Origin of the sequence: Agarivorans litoreus (genome assembly GCF_019649015.1) — a bacterium.
Lineage (GTDB): Bacteria > Pseudomonadota > Gammaproteobacteria > Enterobacterales > Celerinatantimonadaceae > Agarivorans > Agarivorans litoreus.
This window is the reverse complement of sequence record NZ_BLPI01000001.1, coordinates 3,099,905-3,116,872: the sequence shown is the minus strand read 5'-3', so window position 1 is coordinate 3,116,872 and position 16,968 is coordinate 3,099,905. Positions and strand designations below refer to the sequence as shown.

Annotated in this window: 15 protein-coding genes; 11 read left to right on the top strand and 4 right to left on the bottom strand. The window is 44.4% G+C overall.

Annotated elements, in window-relative coordinates:
• The first annotated feature begins 245 nt into the window (after nt 1-245).
• Nucleotides 246-905, top strand: a complete 660-nt coding sequence (locus K5L93_RS14360; RefSeq protein WP_220720450.1) for an NAD(P)H-dependent oxidoreductase — start codon at nt 246-248, stop codon at nt 903-905.
• A gap of 142 nt (nt 906-1,047) precedes the next feature.
• Nucleotides 1,048-1,326, top strand: coding sequence for a peptidylprolyl isomerase (locus tag K5L93_RS14355; protein ID WP_016400450.1), 279 nt, complete (start codon nt 1,048-1,050; stop codon nt 1,324-1,326).
• A gap of 40 nt (nt 1,327-1,366) precedes the next feature.
• On the opposite strand, the gene K5L93_RS14350 is transcribed toward K5L93_RS14355, so the two are convergent.
• Nucleotides 1,367-1,585, bottom strand: a complete 219-nt coding sequence (locus K5L93_RS14350; protein ID WP_016400451.1) for a TIGR02450 family Trp-rich protein — start codon at nt 1,583-1,585, stop codon at nt 1,367-1,369.
• 169 nt (nt 1,586-1,754) lie between these two features.
• On the opposite strand from K5L93_RS14350, the gene K5L93_RS14345 reads away from it, so the two are divergent.
• On the top strand, nt 1,755-1,928 hold the full coding sequence (locus tag K5L93_RS14345) for a restriction endonuclease subunit S domain-containing protein (RefSeq protein WP_016400452.1): 174 nt from the start codon (nt 1,755-1,757) through the stop codon (nt 1,926-1,928).
• Nucleotides 1,929-2,027: 99 nt separating this feature from the next.
• On the top strand, nt 2,028-2,987 hold the full coding sequence (locus K5L93_RS14340; protein ID WP_220720449.1) for an ankyrin repeat domain-containing protein: 960 nt from the start codon (nt 2,028-2,030) through the stop codon (nt 2,985-2,987).
• Nucleotides 2,988-3,099: 112 nt separating this feature from the next.
• Here the strand turns inward: K5L93_RS14340 and K5L93_RS14335 are convergent, their stop codons facing one another.
• The gene (locus K5L93_RS14335; protein WP_220720448.1) at nt 3,100-4,152 is read right to left on the bottom strand and encodes a ParB/Srx family N-terminal domain-containing protein; all 1,053 of its coding nucleotides are present in this window, start codon (nt 4,150-4,152) and stop codon (nt 3,100-3,102) included.
• A gap of 68 nt (nt 4,153-4,220) precedes the next feature.
• Nucleotides 4,221-6,224: a metallophosphoesterase family protein gene (locus K5L93_RS14330; RefSeq protein ID WP_220720447.1), complete on the bottom strand. Its 2,004-nt coding sequence runs from the start codon at nt 6,222-6,224 to the stop codon at nt 4,221-4,223.
• Between the two features lie 196 nt (nt 6,225-6,420).
• Here K5L93_RS14330 and K5L93_RS14325 point away from each other — a divergent pair, with 196 nt between their 5' ends.
• From K5L93_RS14325 to K5L93_RS14310, 4 genes are all read left to right on the top strand, one after another.
• Nucleotides 6,421-6,828 (top strand): hypothetical protein, encoded by a 408-nt coding sequence (locus K5L93_RS14325; RefSeq protein WP_220720446.1) that lies wholly within the window; start codon nt 6,421-6,423, stop codon nt 6,826-6,828.
• A gap of 226 nt (nt 6,829-7,054) precedes the next feature.
• Nucleotides 7,055-7,714: a hypothetical protein gene (locus K5L93_RS14320; RefSeq protein ID WP_220720445.1), complete on the top strand. Its 660-nt coding sequence runs from the start codon at nt 7,055-7,057 to the stop codon at nt 7,712-7,714.
• Between the two features lie 15 nt (nt 7,715-7,729).
• Nucleotides 7,730-10,048, top strand: a complete 2,319-nt coding sequence (locus K5L93_RS14315) for a bifunctional diguanylate cyclase/phosphodiesterase (protein WP_220720444.1) — start codon at nt 7,730-7,732, stop codon at nt 10,046-10,048.
• Nucleotides 10,049-10,073: 25 nt separating this feature from the next.
• Nucleotides 10,074-11,285, top strand: a complete 1,212-nt coding sequence (locus K5L93_RS14310; RefSeq protein WP_220720443.1) for a hypothetical protein — start codon at nt 10,074-10,076, stop codon at nt 11,283-11,285.
• A 30-nt stretch (nt 11,286-11,315) separates the two neighbouring features.
• On the opposite strand, the gene K5L93_RS14305 is transcribed toward K5L93_RS14310, so the two are convergent.
• Entirely contained in the window at nt 11,316-12,299 is a 984-nt protein-coding gene (locus K5L93_RS14305) for a TDT family transporter (RefSeq protein ID WP_220720442.1), read from the bottom strand.
• Between the two features lie 242 nt (nt 12,300-12,541).
• Between K5L93_RS14305 and K5L93_RS14300 the strand changes: the two genes are divergently transcribed.
• From K5L93_RS14300 to K5L93_RS14290, 3 genes are all read left to right on the top strand, one after another.
• Entirely contained in the window at nt 12,542-13,540 is a 999-nt protein-coding gene (locus K5L93_RS14300; protein WP_220720441.1) for a zinc-binding alcohol dehydrogenase family protein, read from the top strand.
• A gap of 166 nt (nt 13,541-13,706) precedes the next feature.
• Nucleotides 13,707-15,026 (top strand): ferredoxin reductase family protein, encoded by a 1,320-nt coding sequence (locus tag K5L93_RS14295; RefSeq protein ID WP_220720440.1) that lies wholly within the window; start codon nt 13,707-13,709, stop codon nt 15,024-15,026.
• A 211-nt stretch (nt 15,027-15,237) separates the two neighbouring features.
• Nucleotides 15,238-16,020 (top strand): substrate-binding periplasmic protein, encoded by a 783-nt coding sequence (locus K5L93_RS14290; protein ID WP_220720439.1) that lies wholly within the window; start codon nt 15,238-15,240, stop codon nt 16,018-16,020.
• Nucleotides 16,021-16,968: the final 948 nt, after the last annotated feature.

Sequence of the window (16,968 nt, the reverse complement as noted above, 5' to 3'; positions counted from 1 at the left end):
TCCTTTGCCGCTCAAGCAATTGAGCGGCCTTTTTGTTTCTACGGCTAAATAAAATATGTTCATCAATCAAAACGGGTCTCTTAAAAACCCCCATTACGCTTCCATAAAAAACCTTAACCGCTTTACCAACTCAACACCATTATGGACAAAAATCACCATAATAATTGGAGAGTTCGCCTCTGTTTCTTAAAAACAGATCCTCGTAAGATGCGCCTATCTAAACAAGCTTAGCGAGGACTTACCCGATGTCTCACCCAATTATTAACGATCTAAATAGCCGCTACACCGCTAAAAAATATGATGCATCAAAGCGTATTTCAGCCGAAGACATGACGGTGATAAAAGAAGCTATTCGTTTATCGGCTTCTTCAATTAACTCGCAGCCTTGGAAATTTATTGTTATTGAAAGCGACGCTGCTAAGCAGCGCTTCCACGATAGTTTTGCCAACATGCATCAGTTTAATCAAGCACATGCAAAAGAAGCGTCTCATATCATTTTGTTTGCTCACAATCCCAACTTCACCAAAGATGATTACCGTAAAGTGGTAGACGTAGAAGTAAGCTCTGGCCACTTACCCGCCGACATGTACGACGCAATGCTTAATGGGGGATTCAGCTTTGCCGAAGCTAATACTGACGAAACCGGCTTTAACGGTAACTGGACCAAGGCGCAAACCTATATTGCATTAGGCAACACCTTGCACGTATTAGCGCGTTTAGGCATAGCCTCTACCCCAATGGAAGGCGTGGATTCGGCGCTAATTGGCGAGATATTCGAGCAAGAGCTTGATGGTCATGTTTGCCACTTTGCCTTAGCACTTGGCTACCACCTCGACGGCGAAGACTACAACTACGGCTTACCAAAGGCACGCCTGCCAGAACAAGATGTAATTACCGTTTTATAAAGTTTGGCTGGGGAAGCACAAAGCGTGCTTCCCCAATTTGACAGACACTAAGCTTTACCACTACATTTGCCCTTTCAAGCTAAGCAGTATTTACCGTACTTGCTGTTTAGCCATCAACAGCGACAATTACAGAGGACATCTCATGCCAAGAGCAAGCGCACGCCACATTCTGGTAGATACCGAGCAACAATGTTTAGATCTAAAAGCCCAAATTGAAGGCGGAGCCGCATTTACCGATATCGCCAAGCAGCATTCTAACTGCCCATCTGGCGCAAATGGCGGCGAGTTAGGTGAGTTTAATAAAGGCGATATGGTGCCAGAGTTTGATACAGTGGTATTTAATGAAGCGCTAAATACTGTGCATGGCCCTGTGAAAACGCAGTTTGGTTATCACTTGCTAGAAGTCACTAGCCGTAGCTAATGCATGTTAGTTAGGCGCTGTAAGTTAGTGCCTAACTTTATTACTTCCAACCTTGCTGCCAATGGCTGCGATCTTTTAACTCTCGCCAATCAATCTCAAAATCTTGCTGGTTGTAAACCGCTTGAATCACGCAGCGCTGCACCGCTTGTAAGTCATCAATCTCTAGCTCTGTCACAATAAAGTGTTTTTGCTTGTTCACTACCGCTTGTTTAGTCCATTTACTATTCAGTAAGCGTTTGGGATTTATTTGATTTTTCATACTCAGGCCCACCCTTCCTTACATATCAGGCACTCATCCAATATTAATGCTTACTAGGCAGGTGATGATTTAGATCATCAAGGGGTGACTTTTCAGTTTTCAAGCACTGCAACTAAAGGCCCATTTGCTGATATACTTAGTCCAACTAAGTTTTATCGTGAGAGCCACCATGTTAGATAATTTAAACATTCCAGAAGGCATCGAAAAAGAGCCTGAACTTCCAGTTCCATCAATGGAAGAGCAAAAGCTTATTGTAGCGGAGCTAAAGCGCCTAGAAGAAGCCGGTGAATTGACTCCGGAAATTCTCGAAGAATTTATGACAGGTAAGCGCAAGCCGGAGTAATCGAAAGAAAGGCTCTACGGCACAGCTAGAGCCTTACATTTAAACCTAGCATTATTACATTACCATTGTGTACAAACTTTCATAATTCATGGATGAGCTATGAGATCTCTTAAACAGTATTACTTGTTCTTATTATTGCCACTAATTATATCTTGCCAACACACAACTCCACATAACACTCAATGCTGCGAAATCGATTCATCGCTGATTTTTCAAAACTCAAACAAAGCAAATAATCACAAGGCAATTAAAGCTGTTAAAGAGCTTGATCACTCCGCATTTGCTTCCCTTATTGCTTCAAATTCTTTGCAAGAAGCAAAATATGTTTCATTAGCAAGCGCTATTTCACCCAATAAACATGCTGCCTATGTAAATCAGAAATTAGATCGAAAACAAGCCGAGTTTATTAAGCTGTTTGGTCAATACTTGGCGGTCAACGGCCAATTGACTACAGGGCAAACCGCTTTACATTTGGCCGCTACCTACCGGCATACCGAAACGTTAAAGGCTATTTTCGAGTTACATCCAAATCAGACGATTGTTGATTTCAGTGCAAACACAGCGATAACTAATGCCATACTCACTGGTGACGAAGTTGTGTTTTACACTTTTTTCGATCACTTAACAGACACTAAACTAACAGAACTTATTTCCGATGATGTTATCACTCAACTGGCAGGTCTAGAAGGTCGCGGAGACTACGGTCCCTCAGAGATTAGTTACGAACTGTTAAAGCAAGGAGTAAAGGTAGATGCAACAAATACCAAAGGACAAACGGCTTTATGTTTAGCAATTTCAACCAACAAACCTATGACTATAAGGGTGCTGCTCGAGGCTGGAGCGAATCTAGAACATCAAGATAACAATGGCTGGACTCCTCTTATGTATGCCGTTCGATTTGGACGTTTAGCCATAGTGAGGAGCTTGTTAAATCATCCGCAAAATATAAACCTAGAAAACAAAGACGGAAAAAAAGCGATAGATATGACTTTTGAATCTACAAGCTTTGGTGGTGCTGAACTTCAAGGTATGATTCGTGAACTTTTATTAAACGCTTAAAACAAACGGGTAAATTCACCCTAGAAATTCTAGAAGAATTTATTAAAGGCAAACGTAAGCCTGAGTAAAATTGAAAAAAGCAAACCCTTGGGTTTGCTTTTTTATTGCACGTTTAATTGCATTCCAAGCTTATACTCGGTTGCTTATAACTTAAGGCAAAACCTAACTTACCTAAGCGGCCTTTTTTCGAGCCGCAAACCAGCTGCTGTAGCGTTTTATCACTGTTATTGTCCCAAGCCGCCTTTTGCCCTAGCTGTTTAGCGCTTCTGCCGCTGCTGGCAATAGCTTGCTCGGGAGCATACGCTAGCATTTGCTTAGCAACTTCTTCTATTTTGCTTAAATAGTATGCCTGCTCAACTAAGCGTTGTTCATCTAAAGAGATGCTTTTAGCTAGCTCATAACCCCAATGAAACTCTAAAAAGTTAATCGCTTCGGCCTGCTTTTTCACCCAGCTAATATCACGCGCGAAATAAACTAATGCTCTAAAAGCTTGGTTGGATAAAGAATCCTGCCCGAGTGTAGTCGGCATGTTTAAATAAGAAATGGCTTCGCCACTGGCGGTAAATTGCCAGCTATTGTTAGTTTGTGCCAAGCGCTGCCAAAACAGCGACATAGCTTGCTCGATGGAATCACTCTCGCTCGTTGACCAATTATCTTGAATTTTAATCAGCACCGGCATTTTCGCCCCACCATTCTCCATATCGATAAAAGTAGAGAAGGTATGGTGGCCGTCGGTTAAATATAAGTGACCATCGGGCCCTATAATGGCGGTTTTCATCTCTGCAGTTTCACTACCAATTGCCAAGGGGCAGTTAAAGCTTCCCGGCTTTAATGGAGAAGACTGCTCGTTCCACTTAACCTTTTTTTCACCAGCACCGTAAGACTCACAAATTTCTTCATACATCTTTTTGGGCTCGGCTTGGTAGCGGCCAAGTTTATAATTTACTTGGTCATAACCAATCAAAGCTTGGGTTGGGCGTAAATCTCCAACCTTTGCCCAACGAAGTTCACCTTTAGCAAAGGTTAAAGGGCTGGCATTAAGGTCACTGTTTATTGCACTTAAGTAATCAATGTTCTCTGCTTGAGCATTAAACCCTATTAAGCCAGCGGAAATACACAGCCCCATAGCCACTGTCTTGACCGTTTTTAAAGCTTTAAAAATCACTATACTTCCTCATTAAAACTGTTGAATTAAGCCACGGGGCCACGCCATTGGCGCCCCGTAGCTAATGCTTATTTATTAATTAAGGCTAGCTCTACATCTTGCTGGGCGATCATCCACCAGCGTCCACCATATTGGCTGTCGTAGCCAACTAGGGGTTGGTCACTACAGCTGGTAATACGTGCCGGAGGGTTAGTTAAGTAGTCTTCATCCCATGGCAAATCGAGCACACACTCAGATGCCGCTACTGCTTGCCATTCACCGTCGGCTTTCCAAGCAAGGTTTAAGTTCTCTGCCTGTGCCAAGTTCTCGGTTGTGAACTCAATGCCATATGGATCAGCAATGATCTGTTCTACATCCCAAGCTTGAGTTGCATAACTTGGTAAATCGACCACTGGTTGCTTAACCGTTCCATCGGGTTGCGAGCCAGGCTGGCCGGCGATGGTGCGAATATCTACTTCACCGCCGTAGGCATTTTGATAAACCCCACCATGCACTTGGGTACCACTCACTAGCAACACGTCAGAAACCGTAGCGGCCTCTTTCGGCATCCAACTCAAAGTGAGGTGTTTTTTCATGTCGATGGTGGTGGCAGGTAGCACTACATGGCCAGTTTCTGCGCCAGACTCATCAGGTTGAATCGAATCGTAGTTAGGCACTACTCGGTTATTACCATTTAAATTTACATCCCAAGAAGAATGCTTGGTAAATAAGAACTGGTAGCTTAAACGCATCATGTCGTTCATGGTTTCGGCGCGGTTAAAGCCTGCCGTATACCCCATGGTTCGCTCGGTGGTATCTACCCGATTAAAGGTATTGTTTGTGCCGCCTAACAGCTTGGCCGTACTTTGGTCATCAGCCACACAGGAGGCGGTTTTGTATTCAACAATATGGTTTAGAATTGGGCGTTGATCATCGGGTATCGAGTTTGGATAGATCAATGACTCACAACGGTTAGAACTGCGGCTAAAGCTGTCCATTAAGGTCCAATTTGGCTCAAGCAATTCTTTAGGGCCATCACTGTTGGCCTTAATGGTATGAGGAGCCGAGTAAGCGCGGTAATCGACTCTTGAACCGTCAAAATGTAACATGGCGGCGTTGGCATCGTAATGCTCCGAGCCATTGCTCATGCTATCCATTTTGTGTTGAATCACATCTTGAATCAGCTCGCGTTCGCCATAACGGTATTCATAACCCTTGTAAGAAGCATTGCCACTGACAATTTGGGTATAAGATGGCATACGGTAATTACCACCACTAGGGGTAGATGCCAACGGTTCGGCATTGCGCCCACCAGGATCATTAGAACCTAATACCCGTGCATGCACTTGCGAGCGCTGATACATGTGCTCGTGTCCTTGCACCCAAATGACATCTTTTTCGGCAAATAACTCTCGGATCTCTTTATGAATATCAAACAGGCGATTATCATCTTTAGTGCCCTGTACAATTTGCTCACGGGTTTGCCCATACTTAGCGCCAATCAAGCCATCGTGGCTGGCAATTACCACATGTTCAAACTTACCTTCATGTTCTGCAACTACATCTTTAATCCAGCCAAAGGCAATCGGTAGGTTGTAATAAGCAAGGCCAATCACCAATACATTTTCACGAATAATGTAATAGTTAAGCCACTCGGCACTAGGCATGTGAACTGCGTCTTCAGGAATGTAGTGACGCATGTTTTCAATCCATTCTACCGTGTAAGCCCAGCTGGTTTCGTGATTGCCCATTACTGGCAAAAACTCCATGCCAGCTTCACGGTACTTCTCAGCAACCTCCCGCCACTCTGCCCATTCTTTTGTTGAACCGTGATTGGTTAAATCACCTACCGGAATAACCAAATCAACGCCATGTGCTTGGTGCTTAGCCAACACTGCTTCCATGGGGTGTTGCGCTACTTCCCAACCATTGCCTTGAGTATCAGGTAACAGACCAATAGACAGCGGTGCCGGTACAATTGGGCTTGAAGTATCTTGGTCATTATTGCTATCACTGTTACAAGCACTAAGTAGTGCGCTCACTGCCGCAGCGCACAAAGTAGCGCGAAAGACTGATTTAGTTGAATTTGGCATTAGGTAATGTCTCCATTTCGCCAGTTATCTAGTTGATTTGGCGGAGGATACTGAATTCAAAATATGACACTAAGATTTCATTTTTATTAATTAAAGCAATTACTAAAATTAAGTGCTAACCGTAATATTTATTTAATAATTGACCTCTATAACGCTGCCTTATTCTTATTAAAACCTCTTGTTCAAGGCTAATTACATGACCTTTCGCCAATTACTTTTAGTCGCTTTTAGCGCGGGCCTAGCACTTACCGTTCAAGCCAAAGAGCTACCACCACAGGCTGCAGAAATGATGTTTGAACTAAACGAAGCCGCCGCTTGTATGGCCGCTGCCAAACACTTAAAAAACCACTCTCGAGTGGCGGTACATCAACAAGACTACCAAGCTTTAGTGGCCGAATATCAAGTACCTAGCGAGTTAGCCAACTCTGTAAGGCAGTTAAACCATCGCCAATACTTAAACTTTAGTGAGCGTTACGACCAACGTTATCCAGACCTAGATAAGCATAAAGCCCTAACCTCTGCTTATACCCACCGCTGCTACTTTATGAATGAACATGAAACTCGCCGAGCCGCAGCCCTGCATGCATTAAGCAACAACGATTAAGCTCACAACCTGCCTAAGGTACTCATTTGCTTCGGGCTTTTGCTAACTATGCTGCATTTAGCGCAATTTCTGCTGCTCAATCAACTGCCAAGTGCTTACACTTAAATAGCTCAGTTATGCCCAAGCAAATAAGCTGTAATATTTGGCTAAGTGCTAAGGTCTAAGTACTAGAACCAAACCACCAACAGATTTCATCAGCCACCAGTAATGTGGCGAAAGGATGCCGATGAGAAACATAGTCACCTGCTTAGCGTTAATACTTCTCAGCTTTTCGAGCCTTGCCAATTCAAGCTTTAGCTATCAGCTAAGCCTCAGCCAGCCCGATGGCAGCCCCGCCGCCAATGTGGTGGTTTATCTTGAGCCACAGGGCCATCAACTCAGTGAGATAAACCAACAAACCGTTGTGATAGGCCAGCGAGATAAAGCCTTTGTGCCTTACATCAGCGTTGCGCAACGTGGTAGCCAAGTCGATTTTAATAACGATGACAACATTACCCACCACATCTACTCTGCTGCTGGTGATAACAAGTTTTCATTTCAAATCAAGTCGGGGGAGACCCACAGCAAACATGACTTCGACCACAGCGGCGTGGTACCTATGGGGTGTAACATTCATGACTGGATGGGCGCATATTTATTGCTAGTTGATACGCCCTTGTTTAACAAAACTAACGCCCAAGGAATGGTTGAATTTACTGCTGTACCAGCGGGAAACTACCAACTGGTGGTTTGGCATCCAGAGCTTAAAACAGCTAACCAACAACTTAGCCAACAGATAAACATTAACGACAATGGTAAGCTAGCACTTAGCTTGCCCAACGCTTTAGAAGATGCAGAACTAGAACAGCAAAATCCGGATGATTTTGATTTTCTCTCAGAGTACTAATTGGCAGGAGCGCCGATGAAAAGCATAAAGACCAAAATACTACTGTTGATAGTATCGCTATTGTTACTGCTTCAAGCGATCTCATTTTGGTCTACCTACGACTCCTTAAGGCTGAAAGAAAAAATTGCCATCGACTCGCAGTTAAGCAAAGCCAACGCTCTGTTTCAAAGTGAGTTTAATCGCCGAGGGTTTTACCTAAGCAGCTTTGCCGAAACTGTCACCAACGATTACGGATTAAAAAGTGTATTTGGTGAAGACAAACGCAGCGTTGCGATTGCTTTGCATAATCACGGTAAACGCATTAATGCAGACTTAGCCATGGTGGTCACGCCGTCGGGCATGATTGAACTGCAATTAGTAAACAGCCAGCAAGCTAATCAAAAAAGCAAAGTGGTAAGGGGTGAACAGCAAGGTCAAGCTTTTGCCTTTATGCCAGCCTTACAGCAAGGCCAACTTCCCCCCTACTACGCTATTGGCAAGCGGCTTTACCAACTGCATCTTTCGGCGATAAAAAGTGGCCCAGCAATTATTGGTTGGGCCGGATTTGGTTATGAAATTGGTAAGCCCTTAGCAGAAAGCTTTTTAAACCAAACCGGCTTACAAACCGACTTTATCTTACAGCAACAACAAACGTGGTCTTTGCTAGGTTCTAGTAATACCGATGCAAACCTTGCTAGCGCCAAAGCCTTACTGAGCCAAAGCAATAGTGATGTGCTAGCCCTACACCAACAATTTAGCGTAGCGGGTGACGGTGCATTTTATGTGGTGCTGCATAGCTCTAGAGACAATCTAGTGGCAGTTATTCAACAAAGTTGGGTGCAAATTTTACTGCTCACCGCACTCACTCTGTTCTGCTCTATGGTAGCGGCTTATCTGATTGCCGATGACATTACTAAGCCAATTAAACTACTAGTGAAACAAGCTAAACGGCTGGCCACTGGTGATTATCAAACGCCGGTATCGATAAACGACAGAACCGAGCTTGGCCAACTAGCCAGCGAGTTTAATAGCATGCAAGAGCAAGTACTCAGTCGTGAACAAGCGATTAATCATCGCTTGCACCACGACCCGCTTACCGAGCTACCTAACCGTAACTGGCTAGCCAATAAACTTACTCAACTTACAGCTGACAGCAAACTGCCCTTTGCGATGTTCCACTTAAACATTTGTCGTCTAAAACAAGTAAACGATACCTTAGGCCACCAAGCTGGCGACCGGCTAATTAAAGAAGCCGGCAAACGCCTAAGCGCACTAAATAGCGAACACCACCTGTGCCACATTGGTGCCGATGAATTTATTGTATTGCTGCCAAATGTAACCCGAGACAACGTACAACAACATTTGCAGCTTATTAGTATGCAAATGCACGAAGGCTGTAATTTTCAAGATATGCATCTACAGCTGCAAACGCATGTAGGTGTAGCCTTATTTCCAGAGCATGGTCAAAATCCGCAAGAGTTACTGCAAAAAGCAGATGCGGCCTTAAATCACTGTCGAGAAGCGCGCAGCCATTGTTACATCTACGACCCAAGTGCCGATACCAATACCGTTGAACGCTTAAGCCTAATTAACGATCTTAAAAAGGCCATTCAAAATAACCAGCTCACCCTGCACTACCAGCCAAAGTTTAGCTTTGCCGCTAACAGAATCACCCATGTAGAAGCTTTAGTACGTTGGCAACACCCAGAGTTAGGCATGGTTCCACCCGATGCCTTTATCGAAATTGCCGAACATACTGGGCAAATTAACCCGCTCACTCGCTGGGTATTTTTAGAAGCCTTATCGCAAAGCCTGGCCTGGAAAGTTAAAGGTGTCGACGTCAACATCGCGATCAATATCTCTGGCGAAAACCTAAAAGACGATAGCTTTTATAGCTTCATTTGCCAGAATATCGAAAACAAGCAACTAGCAGCAGAATCCTTCACCTTAGAAGTCACAGAGAGCGCGTTAGTTGACGACCCTGAAACGGCGATAGCCTTGTTGGCTCGCTTTAAAAAACGTGGCTTTAAATTGTCTATTGATGACTACGGCACCGGTTACTCGTCCCTTGCTCAGTTAAAACGCCTACCGGTGCATGAGCTCAAAATTGATAAATCTTTTGTACAAAAGCTCGCCATTGATGCCGACGATGCCATTATTGTGAAGTCGACCATTGAGCTGGCGCACAACATGGGCTTAAGTGTAGTAGCAGAGGGTATTGAAGATATCGAGAGCTTGCGTTGGCTGGAAAAAGCCAAGTGTAATTTAGCTCAAGGCTACTTTATTAGTCGCCCAAAACCCGCTAAAGAATTGTATGAATTACTCGCTCAGGAGAGCATCGAGTTTGCCGAATAAGGGAATTATTTTCAGCATCTGTTTGATGCTAACAGCTACGCTAAACCCCACCAAGGCTGCGGAATATAGCGCCAGAGGGATCCTCGATTTACGCGCTAGCCATGTAGATAGCAGTGACAGCTATGTAAAAGGTGGCTACGGCAAATTTGGCTACTCTGATGGAAGCCAACTTTCTGTTGCTCAAGCAGGCTTAGATTTAAGCGCCCACTGGGATAACGGCTTCTCTGGCAAATTGGTTTTAAATGGCTGGCTCGATCAAGAAGATAGTGCGCTAGGTTTTACTGAGGCTTTTTTTAGTTATAAAGGTCTCCCCTCAGAGAGTGGCCTTCGCTGGTCGGGCCGAGCGGGCATTATGTATCCGAGTATTTCCTTAGAAAACACCGCCACCGCCTGGGCAACGCCATACACCTTAAACGCCTCCACTCTTAATACTTGGGTTGGAGAAGAAATTCGCACCACCGGCATCGAGGCCAAACTAGAGCGCTTAGGTAAATTTTCTAACTCCCAACACAACTTGTCAGTAAGCGGCATGCTGTTTGTGGCCAACGACCCAGCTGGAGCCTTATTAGCTTGGCACGGCTGGACAAGTAGCTCGAGACAAACTTTATGGGGGGAAACTCGCCCATTCCCCGAACCATTGCAACCCGCATTAGCCGATCAAACCCGCCGTTCGAACCCATTTAAAGAAATAGATCATCGCCCCGGCTTTTATACTAACTTGGACTGGAGCATCAGACGCCATACCCTGTTTAGAGTGGGATACTACGATAACCTGGCTAAACCTTACTTAATTGATGGTGGAGACTACGCGTGGCGAACCCGCTTTGCTCACTTAGGTGGAAAATGGCGGATAAACAAGCAGTGGCAGCTATTGTGGCAATACATGAACGGCTCCACCTTGATGCAATCGCTCGATCGCCAAGATGCTGTAAAGATGGACTTTGCCAACGGTTTTGCCATGCTCACCCGCAACTTTAAAAAGAAGCACCGAGTGAGCCTGCGGGCAGAAGCCTTTGAAAACATCGACCGCGACAACACCCCCTTAGATGACAATAACGAGCGCGGCAAAGGCCTTACCTTCGCCTACCAATATAGGTTAAACAAAAACTGGTTTATAGGTGGCGAATACCAATGGCTAAACAGCCAACGGCCACAGCGCGCCTTGCACGGGCTAGAAGCAGACACCAACGAACAACTGATCCAGCTAGCTGCCCGCTACTTCTTTAGCGCAATTTAACCTAGAGCAAGAGTTTAGATTTGCTTAACGCTAAAGCTGCTGATGGCGCCGCGTAAATACAAAGAAGTAGATAAACCTGAAGCTAACGTAAGCGACAACTAGGCTTGCCATTAATAGCTCAAAACGCGCCAACCATAACACTTCTTCAACCAAGCTAGCGTTTACTCCCCATCTACTCAATAAGTCTGCGGTTTTAAACATGCAGCTAGCGCCAATTACCATAGGAAAGGTAAATGCCGCATAGCCTGGAGAGAAAGGTAAGCGCAATAATTTGAAAAAAGACAGGTAAACGGTAAAGGTCATCAATAGCGAAATGCCAAACAAGCTCAACACTATCAAGGCTGATGGAGAAGGCTCAATAGTCAAATAACCGGCCATCGATAAACTGGCAGGCGCGGCAAGAATGGCAATAGTGGGCTGCGCGCCTTGCTCAATGTTGTCTTTGAAAATAAACCGATAAAACATCATCGGTAACATAATCGCAAAACATGCCATACCAAACCATAAACAAGCGACCGCCAGCCAATATAAAACGCCATGCACCGGACCAAGGTAAGCAAGTGCGGCCACAATAATCCCCACAGGCGGCACAAACCAGCTTGGCCCCATGTCAGTCCAATTAAATTGACGGCTGCGGTGGTAACAAAAGGCCGCTAAAAAAGCCAAATGGATAACAATGGCCAATAGCCAAAGAACACTACCAGCAAAAGGGTGCAAATAACGCGCAACGGCATTGCTTACTAGCATTAATGCCATAGCAAAAGTAGGAGCAACGCTGCCCACAACAGGGTGTGATAAATCTTGAATAAGCGTTTTAGGGTGCAACACAAACCTTAGCAGCAGCAAGCCCAACAGCATACTTGCAAGCAGCGCGGAAAGCCCTTGAACGAAGCCCTCGGTGCTATAACTAGACTCAATGACAAAGCCTAGGCTCGCTATCCCTAATGCAAGCCCTGCCACTGGCGTGGGAAAACGGCTTAAGCGCGCTGCACATAAGCGCCAATTGTGTTCCATAAATAACTCTTTGTAAAATCTACATAAACAAGCTGGGCTTAGCTCAAATAACCGACAGTTTAGTACGCTATTAGAAAGCATAACTTGATGTAAGCTAGCCAAAACCCAAATTAAGTGCTGGTTATCTTCTCTCACTGATTATCAAAAATAAATTGAAAGTGATTTAATCGCAGCTGTGTTTTTCCTACAACCAAACTCTACTACACTGAGTTATCTGGATTTTCGCCCTAATGGAGCCACCAATGAAAGCTGTAGCCTACCAACAAGCACTAGCAATTAGTGAGAACTTATCACTACAAGATATTGAACTGCCAAAGCCTAGTGCCAGTGCTAAAGACTTATTAATAAAAGTTGAAGCCATCTCGGTAAACCCTGTTGATACTAAAATTCGCGCCAATGTCTCCGCCGAGCAAGGCCAATGGAAAGTAATCGGCTGGGATGCGGTAGGCACCGTGGAGCAAATTGGCGACCAAGCCCAGCTTTTCAAAGTAGGTGACAAAGTCTGGTATGCCGGTGATTTAACTCGCGCTGGCAGCAATGCCGAATACCAACTGGTAGATGAACGCATAGTTAGCTTAGCACCCACTAGCATTCCAGCAGCACATGCGGCCGCCTTGCCTCTTACGGCGCTAACCGCTTGGGAAATGCTATTCGACCGCTTGCAAGTGAGTAAAACTGAGCCAAAGTCTATTTTGATTATTGGCGCTGCTGGCGGCGTAGGCTCGATAATGGTTCAGTTGGTTAAACAGCTCACCAAGCTTAAAGTTATTGCCACTGCCTCTCGACCAGAAACCCAGACTTGGTTAAAAGAATTGGGGGCCGACCAAATCATTAATCACCGCAATCCTTTAAGTGAAGAGTTAGCCGAGCAAAACAACATCGACTACGTAGTGAGTTTAAACAATACCGACCAACACATGGCCGAGATTGTCAAAGTGATTAAGCCACAAGGAAAATTTGGTTTAATTGATGACCCAGCTGAGTTAGATGTAAAACTGCTTAAACGTAAGAGTATTTCGCTGCATTGGGAGTTTATGTATACCCGCTCAATGTTCCAAACCGAAGACATGATTAAACAGCATGAGTTACTCAGCGAAGTGGCTACCCTCATTGATCAAGGGAAGATAAAAAGTACCTTAGGTGAACACTTTGGCCAGATAAATGCCGACAACCTCAAACAAGCTCACGCCTTTATTGAGTCGCAAAAGGCTAAAGGAAAAATTGTGTTGGAAGGGTTTTAGCCTATTAAACACCCAAGCTAGATGAACACCCTAGGTTATTCATCTAGCTTGTTTTGCATTTTTCACGTCTATGCAAACAGCGACTTTACACTTCTTTACCCTAGCTTTACCTAACTAAAGACTGGCCTTTTTATACTTGTTAGCAAAGGATGAGTAAGGCCGAATCATGCGTAAAACAACTGCAACTATAATACTGCTCTTAGCCGCCATTACTGGATTATGGCTACAAGCAGAACCCAATCTGTTTTCTTCAGATAACTTTTTTCAATGGCGTTCGGCGCTCATTCAGTACAGCGGCATGTTAGCAGTGGGCTTAATGAGTATTACCATGCTTTTGGCCTTACGCTTGCCCTTTATTGAGTTGCTGACCAAGGGCTTAGACAAATCCTACCGTTTGCACAAACACCTCGGCATCGCCTCGGTATTAGTAGCAGTGGTGCATTGGCTACTGGCGATTATTCCTAAGCAACTTGTAAGAGCGGGGATACTAGACAAACCCGTTAGAGGCGCTGGTCCCAATAATTCCGATTCACTATATGCGCTAGTGCGTCCTTTACGCGGACTGGCTGAACAAGTAGGCGAAGTAGCCTTTTACAGCTTTGTAGTGCTAGCAGTTGTCGCCTTAGTGGGGGTGATTAGGTACAAAGAGTTTCGTTATTCGCACAAACTCATGTCGCTAGCGTTTTTAGCATTAGCATTTCATTCCGCCATATTGATTAAACACAGCTATTGGCCGTACCCCATAACGTATGCCTGTCTAGCGTTAATTTGGGTGGGCAGTGTTGCTGCGGTATATAGTTTGTTTGGCCGTATTGGTAAAACTAAGCAGCACACCGCCACAGTGGCTAACTTTAGATTTCTACCCCAAGATAAAGTTGTCGATTTACGCCTAAGCGTGCCCAACTGGCATGGTCACAATAGTGGGCAATTTGCGTTTATTGGGTTTCCGGGCGAAGAGCCACACCCCTTTACCATTGCATCAACTAATACCAACACTGGTCAAGTTCGCTTCTTGATAAAAGAGCTAGGCGATTTTACCGCCAGCCTAAAAAGCCGCCTTAACATCGGCCAAGATCTAAAAGTAGAAGGCCCCTATGGTCACTTCGACTTTAATGACTCGGCAGCGCAATTGTGGATTGCTGGAGGCATCGGTATAGCGGCTTTCACCGCCATTTTACAACAACGTCAAACCATGAATAATCCGCCTAAGGCGATACTGTATTACTGCAGTGACACCTTGGAACCCAAGTTAATTGAAGAGCTACAGCAACTCTCTCAGAGCAGTGAGGTAGAGTTAAGAATTATCGACAACAGCCGCCAAGCTTTATTAAGCGCTGAGCAATTGGTAAACGAAGTTGCAGACTTAATGCAACGTAAGATTTGGTTTTGTGGACCGGTTGCATTCTCTAGTAACTTACAACAACAACTGGCTCACTACGGCTACCCACTTAAGCATTTTCACAGCGAACTGTTTGAACTACGCTAAGGCAATAGCTTACATCCCACCAAGCATAGTTCGCTGGTGCATCACAGCGTTCTGGGCCTTACATGCAAAACAGCTGGAGCCCCCTCAAAATAGTCACTAGCTACACTCAACCCTACCTTGGCCATAGGAGACTGGCAGCATCAGATCATTTAGGCTGCTCCCGCCAACAGTTTGAACTACACTTAGCCCATTCAAGCACTCAGTTCACTCTATGTTAAAACCCTTGGTATTTGCGCTAATTGTTATTCACTTTACCCTTAGTCAGGCGGTAGCTTCGAGCTCGCCGATTAGATTTCTTACGGTAAATGAACCTCCCGCTAGCTACCTAGATGAAGATGACCAAATTCAAGGCTATGTGGTTGATATCGTTTATTCTCTAGCGAAACGTTTAAACATTGAAGCCAAGCTAGAAATAGTACCTGAAGCACGAGCATTAAAAACCGCTTACCATAACCACAATACCATGCTGTTTTCCTTTAGCCGTAACGCTGAGCGCGATCAAAAGCTCAATTGGATTGGACCGGTTCTCATTAAAACATGGGGCTTGTATGGCTTAAAAAGCAACCCACAAACCTATGAAAAGTTAGCCGACTACCCAACGATTGGCGTGACTAAGGGAGATATTCGCCACGAGTGGCTTACCCAGCAAGGTTTGAGCAACTTATCAGTGAACAGTAGCCATAAGCTCAATATCCAATTGTTAGTAAGAAAACGAATTAGCGCTATTGCTTATGAGAGTACCGGTTTACAGATTGTTGCCAATGAACTAGACATAGACCCAAGTAGCTTTACCTTACTTAGAGAGCTCAAACAGCAAGCTGTGTATATCGCGATGTCTAAGCAGTTTAACAATGCAGAGCAATGGCAACAGGCTTTTAAAGACATGCAAGCAGAAGGGGAGCTGCAGCAAATAGCCACAAAGTGGCGCCAAAAAATCAAACAAGAACACAATATAAACGCCCAACTCAACAACGGTATTCTAATGCTTAAGTAATAATGAATACCCAATACGGTATAAGCTGTAGCCTTTTATACCTGCTTAAATATCATTCAAAATTTATTTGCTAAATGTGATTTATCCCAGCACTCAAACAAGTACCAGCAGCAAACATTGCACTCTTACGCCTCCTCTATTGATTCTTTTAATAACAAAATGTAATTAGTGGCAACATGATCAATTACCAACGAAGCTCACTAAGGTTTTGCTTCAACAGATTTCTGGAATCGCGCAATAAGCTCAACTACGTTCCTTAATTAACTCAACAATCATTACGGAAGTGAGTAATCGTAGTTATTTGAGTTTTTCCAAGGTTAAAACAATACCAAACAGCCTTGGTAACGGTAGGTTGCGCGCTGGCTTCAAGCTGGTGTTCATTTCACTCACAACAAAAGGGAATAACATGACTAACAGGCTAGTACTTTCATTATGTTTACTAGGGTCTGTTGATCTTTGCTGATGGTTTTTGCAGCAATTTATTAGCCATTTAGGCAAGGCAGTGAGTGTGCAGTTAAGTGGGCTTAATCATCACTCGCTAACGCTGAATAAATGGCTAAGAAATACTGCCCGAAGGGTTCGGATAAGCGAACTTTACTCTTTGTTAAGCACTTCTTGCTTAGCCCACTAGGCTTCTAAGTGCTCGCCGCGATTAAAGCCCGCTTATCTCGAACAAAATTTCAACACCAAAGATCAACAGACCCTAGGGTCTGTTGATCTTTGCTGATGGTTTTTACAGCAATTTATTAGCCATTTAGGCAAGGCAGTGAGTGTGCAGTTAAGTGGGCTTAATCATCACTCGCTAACGCTGAATAAATGGCTAAGAAATGCTGCCCGAAGGGTTCGGATAAGCGAACTTTACTCTTTGTTAAGCACTTCTTGCTTAGCCCACTAGGCTTCTAAGTGCTCGCCGCGATTAAAGCCCGCTTATCTCGAACAAAATTTCAA

What these genes read in the sequence shown, in the direction of transcription:
- K5L93_RS14345 (WP_016400452.1), top strand. Translation starts at nt 1,755, where the DNA reads ATGTTAGATAATTTAAACATTCCAGAAGGCATCGAAAAAGAGCCTGAA.
- K5L93_RS14330 (WP_220720447.1), bottom strand. Translation starts at nt 6,224, where the DNA reads ATGCCAAATTCAACTAAATCAGTCTTTCGCGCTACTTTGTGCGCTGCG.
- K5L93_RS14310 (WP_220720443.1), top strand. Translation starts at nt 10,074, where the DNA reads ATGCTAACAGCTACGCTAAACCCCACCAAGGCTGCGGAATATAGCGCC.
- K5L93_RS14340 (WP_220720449.1), top strand. Translation starts at nt 2,028, where the DNA reads ATGAGATCTCTTAAACAGTATTACTTGTTCTTATTATTGCCACTAATT.
- K5L93_RS14325 (WP_220720446.1), top strand. Translation starts at nt 6,421, where the DNA reads ATGACCTTTCGCCAATTACTTTTAGTCGCTTTTAGCGCGGGCCTAGCA.
- K5L93_RS14350 (WP_016400451.1), bottom strand. Translation starts at nt 1,585, where the DNA reads ATGAAAAATCAAATAAATCCCAAACGCTTACTGAATAGTAAATGGACT.
- K5L93_RS14360 (WP_220720450.1), top strand. Translation starts at nt 246, where the DNA reads ATGTCTCACCCAATTATTAACGATCTAAATAGCCGCTACACCGCTAAA.
- K5L93_RS14300 (WP_220720441.1), top strand. Translation starts at nt 12,542, where the DNA reads ATGAAAGCTGTAGCCTACCAACAAGCACTAGCAATTAGTGAGAACTTA.
- K5L93_RS14315 (WP_220720444.1), top strand. Translation starts at nt 7,730, where the DNA reads ATGAAAAGCATAAAGACCAAAATACTACTGTTGATAGTATCGCTATTG.
- K5L93_RS14305 (WP_220720442.1), bottom strand. Translation starts at nt 12,299, where the DNA reads ATGGAACACAATTGGCGCTTATGTGCAGCGCGCTTAAGCCGTTTTCCC.
- K5L93_RS14320 (WP_220720445.1), top strand. Translation starts at nt 7,055, where the DNA reads ATGAGAAACATAGTCACCTGCTTAGCGTTAATACTTCTCAGCTTTTCG.
- K5L93_RS14290 (WP_220720439.1), top strand. Translation starts at nt 15,238, where the DNA reads ATGTTAAAACCCTTGGTATTTGCGCTAATTGTTATTCACTTTACCCTT.
- K5L93_RS14355 (WP_016400450.1), top strand. Translation starts at nt 1,048, where the DNA reads ATGCCAAGAGCAAGCGCACGCCACATTCTGGTAGATACCGAGCAACAA.
- K5L93_RS14295 (WP_220720440.1), top strand. Translation starts at nt 13,707, where the DNA reads ATGCGTAAAACAACTGCAACTATAATACTGCTCTTAGCCGCCATTACT.